This window comes from Roseibium aquae (assembly GCF_008711285.1).
Taxonomy (GTDB): Bacteria; Pseudomonadota; Alphaproteobacteria; order Rhizobiales; family Stappiaceae; genus Roseibium; species Roseibium aquae.
Genome location: NZ_VXDC01000006.1, coordinates 66450 through 84204, shown reverse-complemented (window position 1 = coordinate 84204; position 17755 = coordinate 66450). Strand labels below are relative to the sequence as shown.

Annotated in this window: 16 protein-coding genes and 1 pseudogene; 7 read left to right on the top strand and 10 right to left on the bottom strand. The window is 61.8% G+C overall.

Annotated elements, in window-relative coordinates:
* Nucleotides 1–20: 20 nt before the first annotated feature.
* Nucleotides 21–428 carry a DUF4332 domain-containing protein gene (locus tag F0184_RS10910; protein WP_150496220.1) on the top strand — a complete coding sequence of 136 codons (408 nt, stop codon included), beginning with the start codon at nucleotides 21–23 and terminating at the stop codon, nucleotides 426–428.
* 116 nt (nucleotides 429–544) lie between these two features.
* Here F0184_RS10910 and F0184_RS10905 read toward each other — a convergent pair whose 3' ends face one another.
* On the bottom strand, nucleotides 545–1246 hold the full coding sequence (locus tag F0184_RS10905) for a helix-turn-helix transcriptional regulator (protein ID WP_150496219.1): 702 nt from the start codon (nucleotides 1244–1246) through the stop codon (nucleotides 545–547).
* Between the two features lie 12 nt (nucleotides 1247–1258).
* Nucleotides 1259–1585, bottom strand: a complete 327-nt coding sequence (locus F0184_RS10900; RefSeq protein ID WP_150496218.1) for a hypothetical protein — start codon at nucleotides 1583–1585, stop codon at nucleotides 1259–1261.
* Between the two features lie 297 nt (nucleotides 1586–1882).
* Between F0184_RS10900 and F0184_RS10895 the strand changes: the two genes are divergently transcribed.
* From F0184_RS10895 to F0184_RS10880, 4 genes and pseudogenes are all read left to right on the top strand, one after another.
* Nucleotides 1883–3904 (top strand): methylmalonyl-CoA mutase subunit beta, encoded by a 2022-nt coding sequence (locus F0184_RS10895; RefSeq protein ID WP_150496217.1) that lies wholly within the window; start codon nucleotides 1883–1885, stop codon nucleotides 3902–3904.
* Complete coding sequence (gene scpA, locus F0184_RS10890) at nucleotides 3901–6069, top strand: methylmalonyl-CoA mutase (protein WP_150496216.1); 2169 nt, start codon at nucleotides 3901–3903, stop codon at nucleotides 6067–6069. The genes F0184_RS10895 and scpA overlap by 4 nt, the downstream gene beginning before the upstream one ends.
* 138 nt (nucleotides 6070–6207) lie before the next feature.
* Complete coding sequence (locus F0184_RS10885; protein WP_206668335.1) at nucleotides 6208–7062, top strand: hypothetical protein; 855 nt, start codon at nucleotides 6208–6210, stop codon at nucleotides 7060–7062.
* A 41-nt stretch (nucleotides 7063–7103) separates the two neighbouring features.
* Nucleotides 7104–7211 (top strand): annotated as a pseudogene (locus tag F0184_RS10880) (transposase); the annotation flags it as partial.
* Nucleotides 7212–7249: 38 nt separating this feature from the next.
* Here the strand turns inward: F0184_RS10880 and F0184_RS10875 are convergent.
* Nucleotides 7250–8569: a bifunctional diguanylate cyclase/phosphodiesterase gene (locus F0184_RS10875; RefSeq protein WP_150496215.1), complete on the bottom strand. Its 1320-nt coding sequence runs from the start codon at nucleotides 8567–8569 to the stop codon at nucleotides 7250–7252.
* A gap of 379 nt (nucleotides 8570–8948) precedes the next feature.
* Here F0184_RS10875 and F0184_RS10870 point away from each other — a divergent pair, with 379 nt between their 5' ends.
* Nucleotides 8949–9776: a lytic murein transglycosylase gene (locus F0184_RS10870; RefSeq protein WP_208998431.1), complete on the top strand. Its 828-nt coding sequence runs from the start codon at nucleotides 8949–8951 to the stop codon at nucleotides 9774–9776.
* A 262-nt stretch (nucleotides 9777–10038) separates the two neighbouring features.
* Here F0184_RS10870 and F0184_RS10865 read toward each other — a convergent pair whose 3' ends face one another.
* From F0184_RS10865 to F0184_RS10845, 5 genes are all read right to left on the bottom strand, one after another.
* Complete coding sequence (locus tag F0184_RS10865; protein ID WP_150496214.1) at nucleotides 10039–13047, bottom strand: HD domain-containing phosphohydrolase; 3009 nt, start codon at nucleotides 13045–13047, stop codon at nucleotides 10039–10041.
* A 256-nt stretch (nucleotides 13048–13303) separates the two neighbouring features.
* On the bottom strand, nucleotides 13304–13675 hold the full coding sequence (locus tag F0184_RS10860) for a hypothetical protein (protein ID WP_150496213.1): 372 nt from the start codon (nucleotides 13673–13675) through the stop codon (nucleotides 13304–13306).
* Between the two features lie 161 nt (nucleotides 13676–13836).
* Nucleotides 13837–14061 carry a helix-turn-helix domain-containing protein gene (locus F0184_RS10855; protein WP_150496212.1) on the bottom strand — a complete coding sequence of 75 codons (225 nt, stop codon included), beginning with the start codon at nucleotides 14059–14061 and terminating at the stop codon, nucleotides 13837–13839.
* Nucleotides 14062–14098: 37 nt separating this feature from the next.
* The gene (locus F0184_RS10850) at nucleotides 14099–14680 is read right to left on the bottom strand and encodes a DUF2975 domain-containing protein (protein ID WP_150496211.1); all 582 of its coding nucleotides are present in this window, start codon (nucleotides 14678–14680) and stop codon (nucleotides 14099–14101) included.
* A 9-nt stretch (nucleotides 14681–14689) separates the two neighbouring features.
* The gene (locus F0184_RS10845; protein ID WP_150496210.1) at nucleotides 14690–15283 is read right to left on the bottom strand and encodes a DUF2975 domain-containing protein; all 594 of its coding nucleotides are present in this window, start codon (nucleotides 15281–15283) and stop codon (nucleotides 14690–14692) included.
* 198 nt (nucleotides 15284–15481) lie between these two features.
* Between F0184_RS10845 and F0184_RS10840 the strand changes: the two genes are divergently transcribed.
* Nucleotides 15482–16246, top strand: a complete 765-nt coding sequence (locus F0184_RS10840) for an outer membrane protein (protein ID WP_172972073.1) — start codon at nucleotides 15482–15484, stop codon at nucleotides 16244–16246.
* 9 nt (nucleotides 16247–16255) lie between these two features.
* Here the strand turns inward: F0184_RS10840 and F0184_RS10835 are convergent, their stop codons facing one another.
* Both F0184_RS10835 and F0184_RS10830 read right to left on the bottom strand, forming a co-directional pair.
* A complete protein-coding gene (locus F0184_RS10835; RefSeq protein ID WP_150496209.1) occupies nucleotides 16256–16918 on the bottom strand; it encodes a haloacid dehalogenase type II in 663 nt (220 codons plus the stop codon).
* A gap of 109 nt (nucleotides 16919–17027) precedes the next feature.
* Entirely contained in the window at nucleotides 17028–17456 is a 429-nt protein-coding gene (locus F0184_RS10830; protein ID WP_150496208.1) for a VOC family protein, read from the bottom strand.
* Between the last annotated feature and the right edge of the window lie 299 nt (nucleotides 17457–17755).

Below are 17755 nucleotides of genomic sequence, written 5' to 3'. Positions count from 1 at the left end.
GGCGGAGGAGAAAGTGACAGATGGCCTATGCGATCAGTGAAATCGAGGGAATTGGTCCGGTTTACGCGGAAAAACTGGGGGCCGTGGGGATCAAGACCACCGAAGCCTATCTGGAGCGGGCGAAGGACCCGAAGGGAAGAAAGGCACTGGCCGAGGAAACCGGGATCGAGGAAAAGCGGATCCTTAAATGGGCGAATATGGCCGATTTGATGCGAATCAACGGGGTTGGCGAGGAGTATTCCGAGCTGCTCGAGGCCGCGGGTGTCGATACGGTCAAGGAGCTCAAGCACCGCAAACCGGAAAATCTGGCGGCGAAGATGGCTGAAGTGAACGAGACGAAAAAGCTTGTCCGCCAGGTCCCCAGCGAGTCGCAAGTGGTCAAATGGGTCGAGCAGGCAAAGGAATTGCCGCCGATGATGACCTACTGAACTGCCGGTCTCGTGACCCAAGACGCCTGGGCTGATGGCTCAGGCGTCCGCGTAAAAAAATCCCCGGCATGGCCGGGGATCTTGTTCAAACATCGGCCGCAGTATGGCCGGGACCGTTACACCCGGATCTGGCCGTAGCGCAGGGCTTCCACCACCGTGTGGGTCTTGTTCGATGCGTTCAATTTGACACTGGCGTTCTGCAGATGGGCATGAACGGTACGCTGGGAGATATCCAGAACCTCGGCGATTTCACCGGCCGTCTTGCCGAACGCGGTCAGCTCGAGCACCTTGCGCTCGCGTGTCGACAGGGCACCCGGCCGCTGGCCGGAGATGACGCCAAGGTCGCGCAGGCGCGAGAATGCCGCGGAGGACAAGACCTCAAGAGCCGACAACTCCCATTTGGTCGGCTGAAGCGCGGGTCCGCTGGCATAGACAAAGGCTTGGAACGGGTAGAGTTCGGTGACCGGGATCACCACGATCTGACTGCCTTCGCCAGCGGCCGCCAGCAAATCGGAGTGCTCCATGTCCCCGGCAGAAATGGTCCAAGTCATGGCGCGGTCGCTGGCAAGCCCCAGCATCAATGCGCTGTCATTGGCGGACAGGGACGTGCTTTCAATGCCGTCATTGCGTTGGTCGGGCCAGCGGAACCGTTGAACCAGGCTGTCGATGGGCCGGTTCGGCATCGGCAAACCCGTGATCAGAACATGGGTTGCGCCCATCCGTCTGAGGTTGGACTCAACGATGTCCAAAACGTGGTGGGCTGCGGTGGACTCGGAAATCGCTCTCAATTTGCTTTTGAGTTCGGTCTGGTCAAACATTGTGCACATCCATTATGTTCGCAACATTGCGCTGCTGTTTTTCACGAACCGCCACACCTGTTCAGGCAGGATTACGTAGCGTTCCGCCGATGGGTTTTTTTTATTTGCTTCGTTTGGTCGTTCGGTGGAAAGTTTTGCTTTCGACCTCCCGTCTTCGTTGTTGATTTTTTTCATGCCCATACGGCAGTTCTGATAAATTACAATATAATTGCGCAAGGTACCAATAGGGAAATTTGCGTGATTTAGCATTTCACGCCATAAACTTGGCATGATCCTCCACATTTGCCGCTTCCGCAGGTCCAGAGTGTAATGCGCGCGCTCTGCCGTAAGGGTCTGCATTGTTTCCCTATTTTGCCTTTCGGGTTGCTTTTGGACAGCCCGGTGACCGTGAAACCCCTGTGAAAAACGGATCTGTTGCTGGCCTGTGTCCTTCGGGCCAGGCGCCGTTTCTTCATAGCGCGATCTTGCGCCGGGCCGGGTGCCGGGGCGCGGCCAGGGCCGGATCGGACCGGTTTGTCCGTGTGGGGTGTGGCCTCCGCCCGGCACTGACCGGCGGGAGCCGTTGGCGGGTTGGTCTTCTGTTGAGTTGCCATGACTTCGAGTTCGGGACTAAAACCGACGCAATGGGAGACTGTGATGACCGACCTGACTGATTTCGAAATCCCCGAGGCGTTTCTGGGAGCGGACCGGGCCGATTGGCTGGCGGCCGTGGATGCCGCCTTGAAGGGGGCAAGCCGCGACCGGTTGCAGACCCGGACGGAGGACGGATATGCCGTCGAGCCGCTCTATCCGAAGCGGTCCGATGCGCAGCCGCAGATGGCGCGGCCCGCCGGGCGGCCGTGGTCGATCATCCAGCGGATCGATCATCCCGACGTGAAACTGGCCAATGCGCAGATCCTCGACGATCTTGAGGGGGGCGCCAGTGGTCTCGAACTTGTGTTCGCAAGCTCCTCCGGTGCGCAGCCGGGCGGCGGCATCTGCATGAACAGCATGGAGGATATGGACCAGCTCCTGTCCGGGGTCTATCTCGATCTGATCGATCTCCGGCTGGTCGCCGGTCATGAGGGCACCACCGTGCTTCCTCTGCTCGTCGCGTATTTGGACCACATCGGTCTGGACCCGTCGCGGGTGCGGATCCATGCCGGCTTTGACTATTACGGTCTGCTCGCCCGGCGCGGATGGGCCCTTGCCGGATTGTCGGACGGCGTCGCCCGCGCCGCCGATGCCTATTTCGCCTTGAGCCGCCTCGGGGCCACACCGATCCTGGCGGAAGCCGACGGACGGCCGTGGCATGATGGCGGCGCAAGCGCCGCGCAGGAACTGGGATGCGTTCTGGCCACCGGCGTCGAGTATTTGCGGGCCATGGAACACAGCCGGATCGATCCCGCCAGGTGGGCGGCGCTGATCGGCTTCACGCTTGTGGCCGATGCCGATCAGATCGGCACGGTCGCAAAGGCCCGCGCCCTGCGCCGCCTGTGGTCCTGTGTCCTTTCCGAATGCGGCTTGGAAGACCACGCCCTGGCCTTGCACATGCAGACCTCGCACCGGATGCTGACCGCAAGGGACCCTTTCGTGAACCTGCTGCGCAACACGGTTGCGGCCTTTTCCGCCGGGATCGGCGGCGCCGATAGCGTCGCGGTGCTGCCCCACACCTCCGCGGTCGGCTTGCCCGATGCCTTTGCCCGGCGGCTGGCGCGAAACACCCAGTCGATCCTCATCGAGGAAAGCAATCTGCACAAGGTGGCCGACCCGTCCGCCGGATCGGGCGCCATCGAGGCGCGGACCGGGCAGATGGCCGATGCCGCCTGGGCCTTCTTTCAGGAGATCGAGGCCAAGGGCGGGCTGGGCCGGGCGCTTGAACCGGGCTTCATTCAGGACAGGCTCAATGAGACACGCGCCGAGCGGGCCCGCGCGATCGCCAGCCGCAAACGGCCGGTGACCGGCGTGAGCGAGTTTCCCGATCTGGAGGAAAAGCCGGTTCTGGTGCTCGACGTGCCGATGCAGGATGTCGGCGAGGTGGACATGACGCAAACGCTGCCCGAAGCGGGCGGGGGCGCGCGGTTCGAAGCGCTGGTCAAGGCGTTCAAGGACGGGGCCCGGGTGGCCGAGCTCCAGGGCGGGCTGGGTGCGGAGGCCGCCACGCGGACGATCGTCCGGCCGCTTGACTGCCAGCGCGACGCCGAACCTTTCGAGGCCCTGCGCCGGCGCGCCGATCACGCCATGCGCGTGACGGGGCGGCGTCCGGCCGTCTTCCTCGCATGCCTTGGACCGCTCGCCGAGTTCACCGCGCGCGCGACCTGGACGAAGAACGCCCTTGCCGCCGGCGGCCTGGCCTCGGCCGGGGGCGAGCCTGTCGAGGGTTTGGACAGCCTTGTTGCGCAGTTCAAGCAAAGCGGCGCGCGGCTGGCCTGCCTCGTGTCGTCCGACCGCGTCTATGCCGAACAGGGACCCGCGGCGGCCACGGCACTGAAGGCGGCGGGCGCCGCCCATCTATATCTGGCCGGCCGGCCGGGCGAGCAGGAAGAGCCCTTGCGGGCTGCGGGCGTGGACAGCTTCCTGTATGCTGGGGGGGACCTGCTGACGTTTTTGCAGGACGCGCACCGGCTTTTGGGACTGGCGGAGGACGATGCGTCGCCGGCACAGGAGGACTTGGCATGACCCGCATTCCGGATTTTTCGAAGATTGCCTTCCAGAACCGTCTCGGCGCTGCCGCCCGTTCGCCGGAAATGGCGGACTGGACCACGCCCGAAGGCATCGACGTGCCGCCGGTCGTCACCGCGGCCGACATCGCGGATCTGAAACACCTCGACACCTGGCCGGGTCTTGCCCCGTTCCTGCGCGGGCCCTATCCGACCATGTATGTCCAGCAGCCCTGGACCGTGCGCCAATATGCGGGCTTTTCGACCGCCGAGGCTTCCAATGCGTTTTACCGGCGCAATCTGGCCGCGGGCCAGAAAGGGCTTTCGGTCGCCTTCGATCTGGCCACCCACCGCGGCTATGACAGCGATCATCCGCGGGTGGCCGGCGATGTCGGCATGGCGGGCGTTGCGATCGACTCGATCTATGACATGCGCACGCTGTTCTCCGGCATCCCGCTCGACAAGATGAGCGTGTCGATGACCATGAACGGGGCCGTGCTGCCCGTTCTGGCGCTCTATATCGTCGCCGCCGAGGAGCAGGGCGTCGCCCACAAGGACCTGTCCGGCACCATTCAGAACGACATTCTGAAGGAGTTCATGGTCCGCAACACCTATATCTACCCGCCCAAGCATTCGATGCGGATCATCTCGGACATCTTCAAGTTCACCTCCGAGCACATGCCGCGCTTCAACTCCATCTCGATTTCCGGCTACCACATGCAGGAAGCGGGCGCGACGGCGGATCTGGAACTCGCCTACACCATCGCCGACGGCATCGAATATGCCCGCGCAGGCGTTGCCGCCGGCATGGACATCGACAAGTTCGCGCCGCGGCTCTCCTTCTTCTGGGCGATCGGCATGAACTTCTTCATGGAGGTCGCGAAGCTCCGCGCCGCCCGCCTGATCTGGGCAACGCTCATGCGCGAGAATTTCGACCCGAAGAATCCCAAGTCCCTGTCGCTCAGAACCCACTCGCAGACCTCGGGCTGGTCGCTGACCGCGCAGGACGTCTTCAACAATGTCATCCGCACCTGTGTGGAGGCGATGGCCGCCACCCAAGGCCACACCCAGTCGCTGCACACCAACGCGCTCGATGAGGCGCTGGCCCTGCCGACGGATTTTTCCGCCCGCATCGCCCGCAACACCCAGCTCTTCCTGCAGCAGGAAAGCGGCACCACCAAGGTGATCGACCCCTGGGGCGGCTCGTTCTATGTCGAGAGGCTGACCGCCGATCTCGCCGCCCGGGCGATGGCCCATATCCGCGAGGTGGAGAGCCTCGGCGGCATGGCCAAGGCCATCGAGAAGGGCATCCCCAAGCTGAGGATCGAGGAGGCGGCCGCCAAGACCCAGGCGCGCATCGACAGCGGCGCGCAGACGGTGGTCGGCGTCAACAAGTTCAAGCCGGACCGGGAACAGCCCATCGACGTCCTGAAGGTGGACAATGCCGAGGTGCGCGCGGCCCAGATCGAAAAGCTCCAGCGCCTGCGCGCGGAGCGCAACGAGGCCGAAACCCAGGCAGCCCTCGAAGCGCTGACCGCCTGCGCCAGAAGCGGCGAGGGCAACCTTCTGGACCTGTCGGTCAAGGCGGCGCGCGCCATGGCCACCGTCGGCGAGATCTCGCTGGCGATGGAGCAGGTCTTCGACCGGCACAAGGCCGAGATCAAGTCGATTTCCGGCGTCTACAAGCGGGAGGCGGGCGCCATGTCCGGAACCTTGGAGAAGGTGGAGAAACTGGTCGCCGAATTCGAGGACAATGACGGCCGCCGGCCGCGCATCCTGGTTGCCAAGATGGGCCAGGACGGGCACGACCGGGGCCAGAAGGTGATCGCCTCGGCCTTCGCCGATCTCGGCTTCGACGTCGATATCGGCCCGCTGTTCCAGACCCCGGACGAGGCCGCCCGCCAGGCGGTGGAGAACGATGTCCACGTGGTCGGCGTCTCGTCACTCGCCGCCGGCCACCTGACGCTGGTGCCCGCGCTCAAGAAAGCGCTGGCCGACGAGGGCCGGGAAGACATCATGATCGTGGTCGGCGGCGTCGTCCCGCCGCAGGATTATGACGAACTCTATGCCTCGGGCGCCGCCGCCATCTTCCCCCCCGGCACGGTCATCGCGGAAGCCGCCATCGACCTCATCGCCAAACTCAACGCGCAGCTCGGCTACGGCCCCGCACAAGCGGCGGAGTAGGTTTGTCTGAGCACAAGCACCGCATGGCTCTTGGGGATTGCCACGGGATGTGTGTGCCCAGAGCCCCTTAACAGGCAAAGCCCACAGCAGCCTCGGCATTAGGTAGCAAACGCACCAAGCCATTTGCAGAGTGGACAAGTGATTGAAAAATCGTATTCTCAACTCATGGGGGAGCAGTCGGCAGTATTGACCTTAAAAATTGATACGGATGAACCTGTTGAATTGCGAGATTTCGTGGGCGCATTCACGTCGCTTGCCAATGAGTTTGAGCGATTTGTTGAAACAACCTATGACAACGTAAAATCTGATCCAAAAATGTACGTCCGTGAAGTTCGTAGCGGATGCATCGAAGCCGACTTGTTCACGGGGTTGGTGGCAATCGCCGCGACATCAATCGGTAATATGGATCAAGTCTTAATCCTTGAGGATTTTGTTAAGCGATGGGGCCAGAGATTCACCTTTCTTCGAAAAGGCGAGGTACCTGACGGGGAGCTCGAAACACCAAAAGAATTGAAAGATTGGGCAGACGCAGCACAATCAATAGCAAACGACCCAATCGGTGGGCATCGGCTTGAAGCTGCTCATTTTGAGGATGGCAAAAGACAAATCAAAGCATCATTCGAGTTCAAAGCTCCAGAAGCTCGTGCCGTGCTACAAAACATTGAAGACCGACGAAAAATGTTAGCCAAACCGGAAACCGAAACTCATAGACGTGTTTTGATGGTGTTTACCCGGTCTGACGTCAATGATGCAAATGTCGGAAAGCGATCCGGCGAATTGGTACGGATTGAAGAATTATCCGATAAATCAATGCCATTGGTCTATGGTTCAGAGATCGCTGAAGAGCAGATAAAGCACGAAATCCGCGAAGCTGATGACAACGTTTACAAAAAAGGCTTCATCGTTGACGTTATCGTTAAAATGGTGAATGGCGGTAAGCCTGCGGCCTACTCAGTTATCGATCTCCATCAGATTATTGAAATATCTGACTAGGGGGTTTGTACCGTCTCAACCGCCATTACATCGAGGCATTGAACCAAGCAGAAAGCTTCTTCGCTCGCCTGCGCCGCATGGTGCGCGGCCAACATCATCACATAAGCGCACGCTACCTGCATCAGTACGCGAACCATGCCGTAAGGCTTTAAGACCACCGCCGGGAATGGTCACGGCCCCGCTGCGGTCAGCCGATCGATGGCGGTGTGGCGGTCCAATGGCTCACGGGGTTCGGGCGGCCGAGGAAAAACCCCTGTCCGAACTCCGCCGGGGTTTGCCGGACGAGGGCGAGCTGCTCTGCGGTTTCGATCCCTTCGACGATGGGCTTGGCCCCGCTCGCGCCGATCAGGTCGATCATCTTGAACAGGATGTCCCGGTCCCGCCCGCTCCGTACGGCGGCGCTCAAAAAATGCTTGTCGATCTTGACGTAATCGACCGGGATGGTCTGAAGCCGGGAGAGGGTGGACTGGCCGATGCCGAAATCGTCCAGCGCGACCTTGACGCCCCTGTCGCGCAAGTCGGCGACCACCTTGCCAATCCGGCTGCATTTATGGTCGACCACCGTCTCGACGATTTCCAGCACGATGCGCTCGGCCGGGATGTCGCCCACGATCTTCTGCACCCAGTCCAGCCGCTGGTCGGCCACTTGCGCCAGAAACGCGCTGGAGACGTTGAAGGCGATGTGTTTGCCCTGGTCGAGCGCGGCCCAGGCCGCCGCCGCGTGCGCCGCCTCGAGCGGGGGATCAGCGCCATAGCCATAGGCCTTTGTCATGGTCGTCAGGAACTGGGCCGGGCCCAGCACCTCGCCATTGGCGCGCCGCCAGCGCAGCAGGGCCTCATAGCCCCACAATTCGGACCGGGCGAGGTTGAAGACCGGCTGCAGGTAGTAGCCGATCTCCTGCCGGGTCAATCCCAGATGCACCTCCTCCAGGCTCGGCCGCCCGGGGGTGAGCTGCAGGGCGCGCTCTTCCAGCAGGACCGCCTGCTTCTTTCCCGACCGCTTGGCCTCCCGCAGCGCGTTGTCCGCCTCGATCAGCGCCTCGCGCGGCTGCATCCCGGGCCGGACCCGGGCCAGCCCCAGCGAGGCATGCCGCGAAACGGCGAGTTCCCCGGCTGTCACGCGGCAGGCGCCGATGGCGGCGATGATCCCGGCCCCCACGGCTTCAAGCCGTTGCTCGTCCGGTCCGTGCAGCAGACCGATGAACTCGTCGCCCGCGAGCCGGGCGACCACGCCAATTCCTTTCATCGACGTGTCCAGCGCCGCCGCGATCCCGACCAGCAACTGGTCGCCCGTGGCGTGGCCGTAAGTGTCGTTGACCGACTTGAAATCATCCAGATCGATGAAAAGGACGGCGTCGCCAACCCGGGCGTGATCGCTGAAATATTGATAGAACCACTGCTTTGTCGGCAGGCCGGTGAGATCGTCCGTTTCCAGCCGCCGTTCCAGCTCCGCGATCCGGCGCTTCAAGGCGGCCGGGCTGTCGGCGATGTCGATCGATGGTCTCAAACGCGTCCCTGTGCGGTTGCCTCGCCGTTTCTGACCCGTCTGTCAGATCGGTCATTGAGCCCCAGAATATCGCGCCTTGGCGCAGGCACAAGGCCAAGCTGTCACATCGCGGTCAAAACCGGTCGGCGGCCTTCGCCGCGAAAAGACCTTGCCTGCGACGCCATGAGGGCCTGGCGGCTGGCGGCGAAAAAGGCGATTGGCAACGGCCGAAAAACAGCCAAAGATCGAATTGCGTAAATATAATGGTGATCCGGCCGGTGTATGGAACCGGAGGAGCGGGGGCATACCGGTTCGGCGGATCCTCGCCGCTTCGGGGTGGGGGCTTCGGTCAGCCGGCCTTGGCGAGAGGGTTTTGGGCGATTTCTTTGGGGAGATGGGAATGACAGGCAAACGGGCCACATGGCGCATGGTGCTGGCTGGGGCAGGCGCGCTTTTGGCGGCGCAGGCGTCCGCCGCCACGTGCATCACCAGCAAGGGGCAGTTCGACGCCTACAAGCAGCAGCTGGCCCAGCAGGCCACCTCCTACGGGGTCGGCCAGAGGGGGATGCAGGCGCTGCGCGAGGCGCGCCTGTCGGGCATCACCTGGCGGTTCGAATCCAATCCCGCTTCCCAGTCCAGCATGCGCCACCGCAGCCCGGAAGAGTTTTTGAAAAGCCGGTTTTCCAGCGTGAATTCCTTCGTGACCAACGGCAAGCGGCGGCTGCAGCAAAATGCCCGTCTGTTCCAGGCCATCGAGCAGCGCTATGGCGTGCCGGGGTCCATTCTGGTGGCGATCTGGGGCTATGAGACCAGCTGGGGCGGCTATACCGGCGAAACGCCGATTGTCAGCGGCGCCGTCACCCTGGCCTCCTATTGCCGCCGCCATCCGCGCTTCGAGGACGATGCGATTGCCGCCCTGCAGCTGGTCGACCGGGGCCTGATCAACGGCAACAGCCGGGGCGGGCCCTCCGGCGAACTGGGGCACATGCAGTTTCTGGCGGGCAACTGGGTGCGGTTTGCCGCCGACGGAAATGGCGACGGCCGCGCCGATCCCAACAACGCGGCCGACGCGCTGGCGACCGCGGCCAACATGTTGCGCCAGAACGGCTGGCGCCCGGGCGGTTCCTTCGCGGACGGATCGGCCAATTTCCGGGTTCTGTCGACCTGGAACGACAGCGGCAACTATCAGCGCGCCATCGCCTATGCCGCCGGTCTGATCGACCAATGAGCGGTGTTCCGTCCTGAAGTGATGAAGGACCGGCTTGCAGCGAAAAAAGCCGGGCGCAAGGCACCCGGCGAAGTTTTCTGCTGACAGGGAGACGCGGGCTGCGCCCCAGAGGACCAGGCGTGTGTCTGGTGCCCTTGTGTTATGCGACGGACCGGCGCGGCGGGCCATCCCCATCCGGGGACCTGACGTGCAAAACGCGGCCCGTGGTAAATCATGCGTTGTGCCCGCTTGAGAAAACCGCTGAGGTGCGGGCCGCTTGACCTTACGCGGCCACCCGGGGACCGGGACGCAGCGCGTCGACATCCACCACACCGATCTGCTCCGGCTTCAAGAAACGTTCGCCGTATTCGCGCCAGACGCCAGAGGTGAGGAACAGGTCAAAAAGGTCCGGGTCGAGGTGGCCGTCCTTGACCATGAAGCCCATGATCTTCAGCGCTTCCGACACGGTCTTGCCGGTCTTGTAGGGCCGGTCGGCGGCAGTGAGTGCTTCAAAAATGTCGGCAATGGCCATGATGCGGGCGACCGGGCTCATCTCGTCGCGTGTCAGACCGCGGGGGTAGCCGGTGCCGTCGATCTTTTCGTGATGCCCGCCAGCCAGCTCCGGCACTTGCCGCAGATGCTGCGGGAAGGGCAGGCGCGACAGCATGATGATGGTCTGCACGATGTGGTCATTGATCTTGTAGCGTTCCTCTGCCGTCAGTGTGCCCTTGGCGACCGACAGGTTGTAGAGTTCGCCGCGATTGTAGAGGTGTTCGGGCTGTGCCAGCTTGAAGCCCCAGGGGTTGCCGGGTTCGAACCGGTCTTCCGGCCGCCGCGGCAGAATGTGGTCCGGCCGGTCGCCCAGCAGCGGTTCCGCAGCGGGCAGGTCCGGCTCCGGGATCTGGGCCTTGCGGCTGAGTTCCTCATGGCCGATGCCGATTCTGTCGGACAGGGTTCGGGTCCAGGTCCGGGCCGCAATGTCCTGGAGCCGCTCCAGGCGCTCCGGCGACAGGAAGACATCGCCCTGGTTGCATTCAGCGACAAAGGTGAAATCGGCATCGAGCGCGGCCAGTTCCAGTTGCCGCTTTTCGGCCATTTTTGCCGCATCGCCGCCGCCCGCCACGCCTTTCCAAAAGGCGATCCAGGCATCGCGTTTGAGCACTTCGAAGCGCATGCGGATTTCATGGATGCGGTCATACAGCGTTTCCAGCTTGGTGGCCTTGTCGACAACATATTCCGGCGTGGTGACCTTGCCGCAGTCATGCAGCCAGGCGGCGATGTGGATGGCTTCGCGGTCGTCCTCGGTGAGTGTGAGGCTGGCGAAGGGACCCTCGCTGGCCGCGTGCGCGGCTTCGGCGAGCATTTTGGTGAGTTCCGGCACGCGTGCGCAGTGCCCGCCCGTGGAGGGGTTTTTGGCGTCGATCGCGCCGGCAATCATTCGGGTGACGGCCTGGAACAGCGCCTTCTGGGAGGCAATCAGCTGCCGTGTTTCCAGCGCAATCGCGGCCGCTCCGGAGAGGGCGTCGACAAACCCGATCAGTGCGCTGTTCCCCGTTTCCTCCCTCACCAGCGTCATCATGCCGATCATCGCCCCGGCCCGGTTGAACAGCGGCACGATCACGGCATTGCGGTCCGGATTGTCTTCGGCCGCCGGATCCCCGCCGCAAATGGCCAGGCTGGCGCCGCTGACGGGGGTTGCGTAGGTCTTGTTGTGGGTACAGGCGTGCTGGAGAATGCCGGGGAGCCCGTCAAGGGGAAAGGCTTGGAGCAGGGCGAGGGACCCGCCCATGGCCGCGGCCGGTTGCAGCACCGCATTGTCTTCGGAAACCAGATAGATGGCACCACGCCGCGCGCCCGCAATGCCGCCTGTCTCCTGCAGCAGCGTGTCAAGCAGCCGGTCGAAATCGGTTTCCTCGGAAATGGTCTTGTTGATGTCCAGAAACCGCCGGATGGCCGATTTCATGTCATTCATCGACCGGGCAAGATCGTCGATTTCGATGATGAAGCTGTCCACCTCGACTGGGTCGGCGAAGTCGAAGCGCCGGATCTTTTCTGCCTCCGCCGACAAGGCACGCACCGGCTTGGCGATGAGCCGCGCAGCCGTCATGGTGATGGGGACAGCAAGAAGCAGGATAACGGCGATCGCAAGCGCGGCGTGCTGCAGCAGCAGGCGCGCATGAGCCAGCAGTTCGGCTTCCGGAACCGCAATGGCGAGGTAGTAAGGTGTCGATCCGCGGATCTCCAGAGGCGCCACCTGAATGCGCCAGGCAGCACCGTCAATGCGCAGCCGGTCATTCAGGGTCTTGTCCGTGCCGGTTGTTACGCCCGCAGCGACTGCAGCCTTCGCAACAGACGACAGGGCGGATCCCTCCATTTCCTCGATCGACAACCGGCCAAGGGCAGGGCCGCCTCCTGTCGCTGCGGGCGGCAGAATCTTGACGACCTTCGTCTTGTCGGGATGCGCGATCATGCGCAGGTCGCGGTCAAACAAGGCAAGCTCTGCGCGCTCTGTGATCCGTTCCCGACTGAGCGACTCCGCCAGTGTAGAGAGCGATATATCCACACCGACCGTTGACGTCCCGGCGGCGCTTCGCAGGGCAATCGTCTGACCCAGTGTCTGGGCCGTGAAGAAGATGTAAGGGTCCGTTTTGATTTGAACGTTTTCTGCCGTGGCTCTTTCAAACCAGGGCCGGGTCCTCGGATCATAGGCAGCATAGGTCGTTCTGTTTTCTTCGCCCAGTACCCGAAAAGCGGAATCGAGAAACACGAAGCGGCCCTGCGCCACCTCACCGGGCGAACGGTCGACCGCCTGGACGACGAATGACGTTCCCGCCGGTGGGGCATAGCGGCGCCGCGCGGCCTCGTCGCGCACCGGCACCAGCATGACGAAGTCACCGTCGTCATAACCGACAAAAAGGCCGGCCAGCGCGGGGGCCTCATCGAGAAAGCCGGCCAGAACCGGCATGTGTGCCAGCCGCTCCGCCAAGGTTTCAGCCCATGTGATATCATGCCGGGCGAGTACTTCGGCAGCAAGCTCGGCGGGTGCATACAGGCGCTCCAGTCCGGCCAAAGCCTCCGTGCTGGTCACGTTGAAGAGATTTCCTGAGGCATCGGCAATGACATCCCCCATCCGCGAATAGGTGAGCCAGCCGATCACCGATCCGACGGTGAGGACAAGCGCAAGAAACACCACGCTCAAATGGAACTGCAGTGTCTGGCGAAGCCGTCTGGAAACAATCATGGCGATGCCTACCCAGAGTGAATGGACGGAAATGCCTTCCGGTCTCGCCATTGAGGCACGTTTCTGGTGTATGTGCCGTTAAATCATGCGCCGGATTTACCCGGTGGCCTTGATCCGGTATCCGGAATGGCCGACGTGCAAACCGGAGGGGTGAGGGGGCCTGAAGAAAACCCTGACTCGACCCGTGTTTGGCTCCAAGGCAATAGTTGTCCGCCGTGATGCAAGTAGAGGGAAACCAGCGTCCACTGTCTTTGTTGCAGACATCAAGACTATCCGTTCCAATGCGCAGGCGCGAGGTTTTCTGGACCTATAGTTTCGATGCCGGAGTACCGGCTTGCGCTTCCTTCAGGGCTTTGGCGTGATGCTTGCGAAAGTAGCTCACAGGCATGGGCGTCACATTGAAGACAACGCCCAGTTCAAGGCCGGTTCGCCAGCTTGTGCGCGCGATCCCCACGGTATGTTCCCGCTCGTCATAAAGCAGATAGCCGTTCGGCAGCTGGATATTTTGCGGAAGGGTAATGCCGATAGTGCCTTCCTCGACATCGAAAAGGGTGCAATCGCTCACCGGCTCATCCGACAGCGTGGCTATCCGCCCCTTGCGCAGGCGCGTGCGCGGTGCGGGGGTGTGACGCTGGCCGGTATCCTGGTGGCGATCCGGGGTGCCTTTGGGGTCAGTCATGGGGCCGATCCTGATCTTCAAAGAAATCAACTAAAAGTTGAAAAACCCTGCATATAGATCGGGGATAGACGGCCGGGCTTGCCCCAGGCTTGCGGAAATCGGGTTTCAGCAGATAATTCCAGTGGGAAAAGTAACGTTGGCGCGCAACTGCGAGTCAGGGGTCAGTCCTTGGCGGCAGGCTCGTCCGGATGGTAGATGAGGATATCGCCCGGCTGGCAGTCGAGGGCCTCGCAGATCCGCTCCAGCGTTTCGAAACGCACGCCCTTCACCTTGCCCGATTTCAAAAGCGAGACGTTCTGTTCGGTTATGCCGATGCGTTCGGCCAGTTCCTTCGACCGCATTTTGCGCCGGGCGAGCATGACGTCCAACTCGATGACTATGGGCATTCACGACCTCTGAGCGATCATCCGGGGATGGAAAGGTTCACACGAACGATTTGTTCTCTTCCTCAATACTGGCCGCCTCGCGCAGGATCCAGCCGAAGACCAGAACAAGGGCGCCGAAGATGAGGAAAAACAGTTCGCCGCCATCGATATAAAACAGAAACATTCCCTCTTCCTGGTCCCAGCTTGCAAGCGCCGAGCGCACCGGGTCGCTGACCAGATCGTGGAGCCCGTGAACCAGCAGGGCCGCGCCCGCGGCCATCAACCATACGGCGGTTGCCGGATCGAAGAACCGGCCCTGCTCGAAGCGGGCAAACAACGTGCGGAACGCCCAGGCGGCGGCGATCAAACTCGCGGCACCCGGCAGGAGGAAAATTGCCAGCCCGATCCTTTGAGCCAGCGGGATCTCGGCGAACGGCCGTTCCCAGTCCTCGAAACTGACGGAGGTGTCGGCCGCGAAATGGTCGAAGGAAGGAACGAGCAGGGCTGCGACAATGCCGGCGGAAAGAACCCCGAATGCCACCGTGCCCAAGGTGCAGATCCATTTCAGCAGACGGGACGCCACCTGGATCCGGCGCGCGCGCACGGCCCAGTCCGGGATGTTCGGATTGGTGTCTAGCATAGGCTCTCCTTAGACGAACTGCCGGTTTTCGTCCGCGATCAGCGCGGCTTCGCGCATGATCCAGCCGAAAACCAGCATCAGGCCACCGAACGTCAACAGCAGCAGTTCTCCGCCGTCGAGTTCCACATGCAAGACGCGCTCGCCGGGTGGATAGTCGATGGTCAGGAGAACGGACCCTACGGGGCCGCTTAGAACCGTGAAAACGGCAAGACTAAGCAGCCAAGTGCCGATCGAGACGATCCGCGTCAAGGTTTGTGTCGCGAAATACTCGCCCTTGCGGAAACGCTCGAAGAGCTGGCGCATGTTCCAGCAGGTCGCGCCGATCAGCGAGAAGATCACTGTGATCAGAACCACAAAACCCAATCTCTGTGTTTGAGGGACCTCCAGAAGCGGGCGTTCGATTTCCCCCCACTCAAGCATGTCCGTGTTGTCGGCGATCAGTTCGGGCACGACCAGGGCCACGATCAAGAGACCCCAGGCAAGGATCACCAGAGCCAGGGTGGCAGTGACGAACCATTTCATGAAAGCCGATAGACGGCGGATTCGCGTGTCACGCTTCTTGCGGTCGTTCTCAGTGCTGACCGGGCTACCGGAAAGAGCCATGCTCGCCTCCTTTGTCGTCAATGGCCCCTTTTGAGAAGAGGTCCGATTGCCGTGCTGTTTATGGACAATTTGTCGAGATGGCAAGAAGAAAATATTTTCATTGACAAAAAATTATAATTTTAAGATTTAAAAATTATTGTCTCGCAATAATATTTAGAAGCGAGGCGGTTGTCCGTCATTTTTGGAGCAAGACAGAACATGCAAACTATCCCGAGCGCCTACGTCCTGGCGGGACCGACCCGTCCCACCGGCGCATTCCGAAAAGGCCCACCGGTATCCGCAGATCACCGGCCCGTGTTGACGTGGATGGTGAAACCTTTGATGTTGTGCGCGGTTCTCACCGCTTTGGTCGGATCGGCCCGTGCGGCCGATCTCGGAGAGTTTTCGTCGGCACAGGGTCCAGAGGGGTTTCAGCCGGGATCCATATGGGCCGGATCCTATGCCGGTTTCGAAGCTGGATTGTCGCAAAGCGGCACCGAAGCTGAGGCCGGCAGTGCCAAAACCGACTTCGACCGGACCGATGCCGCCTTCGGGGCTTTCGCCGGCTACAATTGGGAAGTCTCCCGCTTTGTCCTTGGCGTTGAAGCAGGCGGCGCCTATCTCGGCGGTCAGGGCAAAGGCACGCTTTCGGGAGTGGGGGCGATCAAGGGCGGCAGTCAGTGGACAGCAAGCTTGAGGGGCCGGGCCGGGGTCCCGATCGGCAACTTCATGCCATACCTGTCAGCGGGTCTGGCGGCCACGGAATACACTTTCGAAGCGAACGGCAGAAAAAAATCGGAGGTGCAGTTCGGTCCGATGCTCGGAGCGGGACTGGAAGTCGCGGCCCATGATAAATGGCGGGTGCGGGCGGATTACGCGCTTACCGGCGTGCTGGGGGAGGACAAGGAAAACTTCAACGGCACCACAATCAAGCGATCGGCAGGAAATCACCGCCTGATGCTTGGAATATCGAGGGCTTTCTGATCCCGCTTGTCATCCCAGTCCCGGCAAGCCCGTGAGGTCGGAAAGCACGGCGGCCGGGGCAAGGTCCAGGTATTCGTCGGGCATGCCGGTGCGGTTCATCCAGACGGTTCGAAAGCCGAAGGCGGTCGCGCCGGCAATGTCCCACCTGTTGGAGGACTGAAAGGAGACGGCGTCCGGGTAAACCCTGTAGGCAAACGTCGCCAGTTCGTAGACCCGCGGATCGGTCTTGTAGGTCTTCAGTTCATCAACGGAGAAAACGTCGTCTAGCAGATCCGCCAATCCGGCGGCCTTGACCGCGGCGTCCAGCATTTCGGGTGATCCGTTGGACAGGATGGCCATTTTCGCGCCGGTGGTCTTCAACTGCGTGAGCACCTCCGGCACTTCCGGATAACAGTCCAGGGTCCAATAGGCGTTCAGCAAATCATCCTTCAGGCTCTTGTCGGCGCTGGGCACCAAGGCGAATGCCGTGTCCAGCGCCTCCTGGGTCAGGACCCAGAAGTCCTTGTACTGGCCCATCAGCGCCCGCACCCAGGAGTATTCCAGCTGCTTTTCCCGCCAAAGCGCGGACAAACGCTGCGAATCGGGACCGAGCTTTTCCGCATGGCGCCGGACGGCAGCGTGCACATCGAACAAAGTGCCATAAGCATCAAAGACATAGGCTGCGCGGGACATCACAAGCTCCGAGTTTGTCCGAAAGGTGGGCGAAGCAAATCGGGTTGGGTGCGGCGCGTCAAGGCGCCATTGGTCTGACCTGGCGGACTCTAGGTCCGCGCCGCCGGGCCTATTGCGGAATGGTCACAGATCCGTCGCCCGCGATCGGCCAGAACGGATTGTAGGCAATCTCCAGAAGGTGCCCGCCAGGGATCTCGACCGTGCCCGAGTAGCCACCCCAAAAGACGGCTGTTGGAGCCGTCACCGTTTCTGCACCCGCCGAAAGCGCCTTTGCATAGGCGGCGTCGACCTCTGCCTCGCTGCGTCCATTCCATGCCAATGTGACTGCGCCGGAGGTCTCGTTGGACACCGGTCTGCCCAAATCATGCTGGAGTGCTTCGCGTCCATAGATCGCCAGGATGCTGCCGCCAATCTGAAAGAAAACGATGCTGCCGCCGGGCTCGTCAATTGGCGTCCAGCCCAGACCTTCAGAAAAAAAGCGGCGCGTGCGCGAAACGTCGTCGACCGCAAGGGTAATCATGCTGATCCGCTGGTCCATTTCGCGCCAATTTTCCTCAATAAAGTCAACATCAATAATCACCGGGCAAGGCGTATTGGATTCGCCGGTTGTCTGTCAAATGGCGCGCCGGACACCCCATTTGGACCATGGGGGACGGGGATACCGGTCCGGGAAAATCGCGATCCGGCAGAGCCTATCCGTCCGGACCAGCGGGTGCGCGCGCCGTCCGATCGAGCATCTTGCCATGCGGCGCGCCGTGGACGCGACAAAGTTTCGTTATCTCGCTCATAAGGTTTTCAGTGTGGGGGCAAAGGGTTCCAGATTACGAAGAAGAAAGA

Excerpts from the sequence above, each read along its gene's own strand:
- F0184_RS10910 (WP_150496220.1), top strand. The coding sequence starts at position 21 with ATGGCCTATGCGATCAGTGAAATCGAGGGAATTGGTCCGGTTTACGCG.
- F0184_RS10905 (WP_150496219.1), bottom strand. The coding sequence starts at position 1,246 with ATGTTTGACCAGACCGAACTCAAAAGCAAATTGAGAGCGATTTCCGAG.
- F0184_RS10900 (WP_150496218.1), bottom strand. The coding sequence starts at position 1,585 with ATGCAGACCCTTACGGCAGAGCGCGCGCATTACACTCTGGACCTGCGG.
- F0184_RS10895 (WP_150496217.1), top strand. The coding sequence starts at position 1,883 with ATGACCGACCTGACTGATTTCGAAATCCCCGAGGCGTTTCTGGGAGCG.
- scpA (WP_150496216.1), top strand. The coding sequence starts at position 3,901 with ATGACCCGCATTCCGGATTTTTCGAAGATTGCCTTCCAGAACCGTCTC.
- F0184_RS10870 (WP_208998431.1), top strand. The coding sequence starts at position 8,949 with ATGACAGGCAAACGGGCCACATGGCGCATGGTGCTGGCTGGGGCAGGC.
- F0184_RS10865 (WP_150496214.1), bottom strand. The coding sequence starts at position 13,047 with ATGGCGAGACCGGAAGGCATTTCCGTCCATTCACTCTGGGTAGGCATC.
- F0184_RS10860 (WP_150496213.1), bottom strand. The coding sequence starts at position 13,675 with ATGACTGACCCCAAAGGCACCCCGGATCGCCACCAGGATACCGGCCAG.
- F0184_RS10855 (WP_150496212.1), bottom strand. The coding sequence starts at position 14,061 with ATGCCCATAGTCATCGAGTTGGACGTCATGCTCGCCCGGCGCAAAATG.
- F0184_RS10850 (WP_150496211.1), bottom strand. The coding sequence starts at position 14,680 with ATGCTAGACACCAATCCGAACATCCCGGACTGGGCCGTGCGCGCGCGC.
- F0184_RS10845 (WP_150496210.1), bottom strand. The coding sequence starts at position 15,283 with ATGGCTCTTTCCGGTAGCCCGGTCAGCACTGAGAACGACCGCAAGAAG.
- F0184_RS10840 (WP_172972073.1), top strand. The coding sequence starts at position 15,482 with ATGCAAACTATCCCGAGCGCCTACGTCCTGGCGGGACCGACCCGTCCC.
- F0184_RS10835 (WP_150496209.1), bottom strand. The coding sequence starts at position 16,918 with ATGTCCCGCGCAGCCTATGTCTTTGATGCTTATGGCACTTTGTTCGAT.
- F0184_RS10830 (WP_150496208.1), bottom strand. The coding sequence starts at position 17,456 with ATGGACCAGCGGATCAGCATGATTACCCTTGCGGTCGACGACGTTTCG.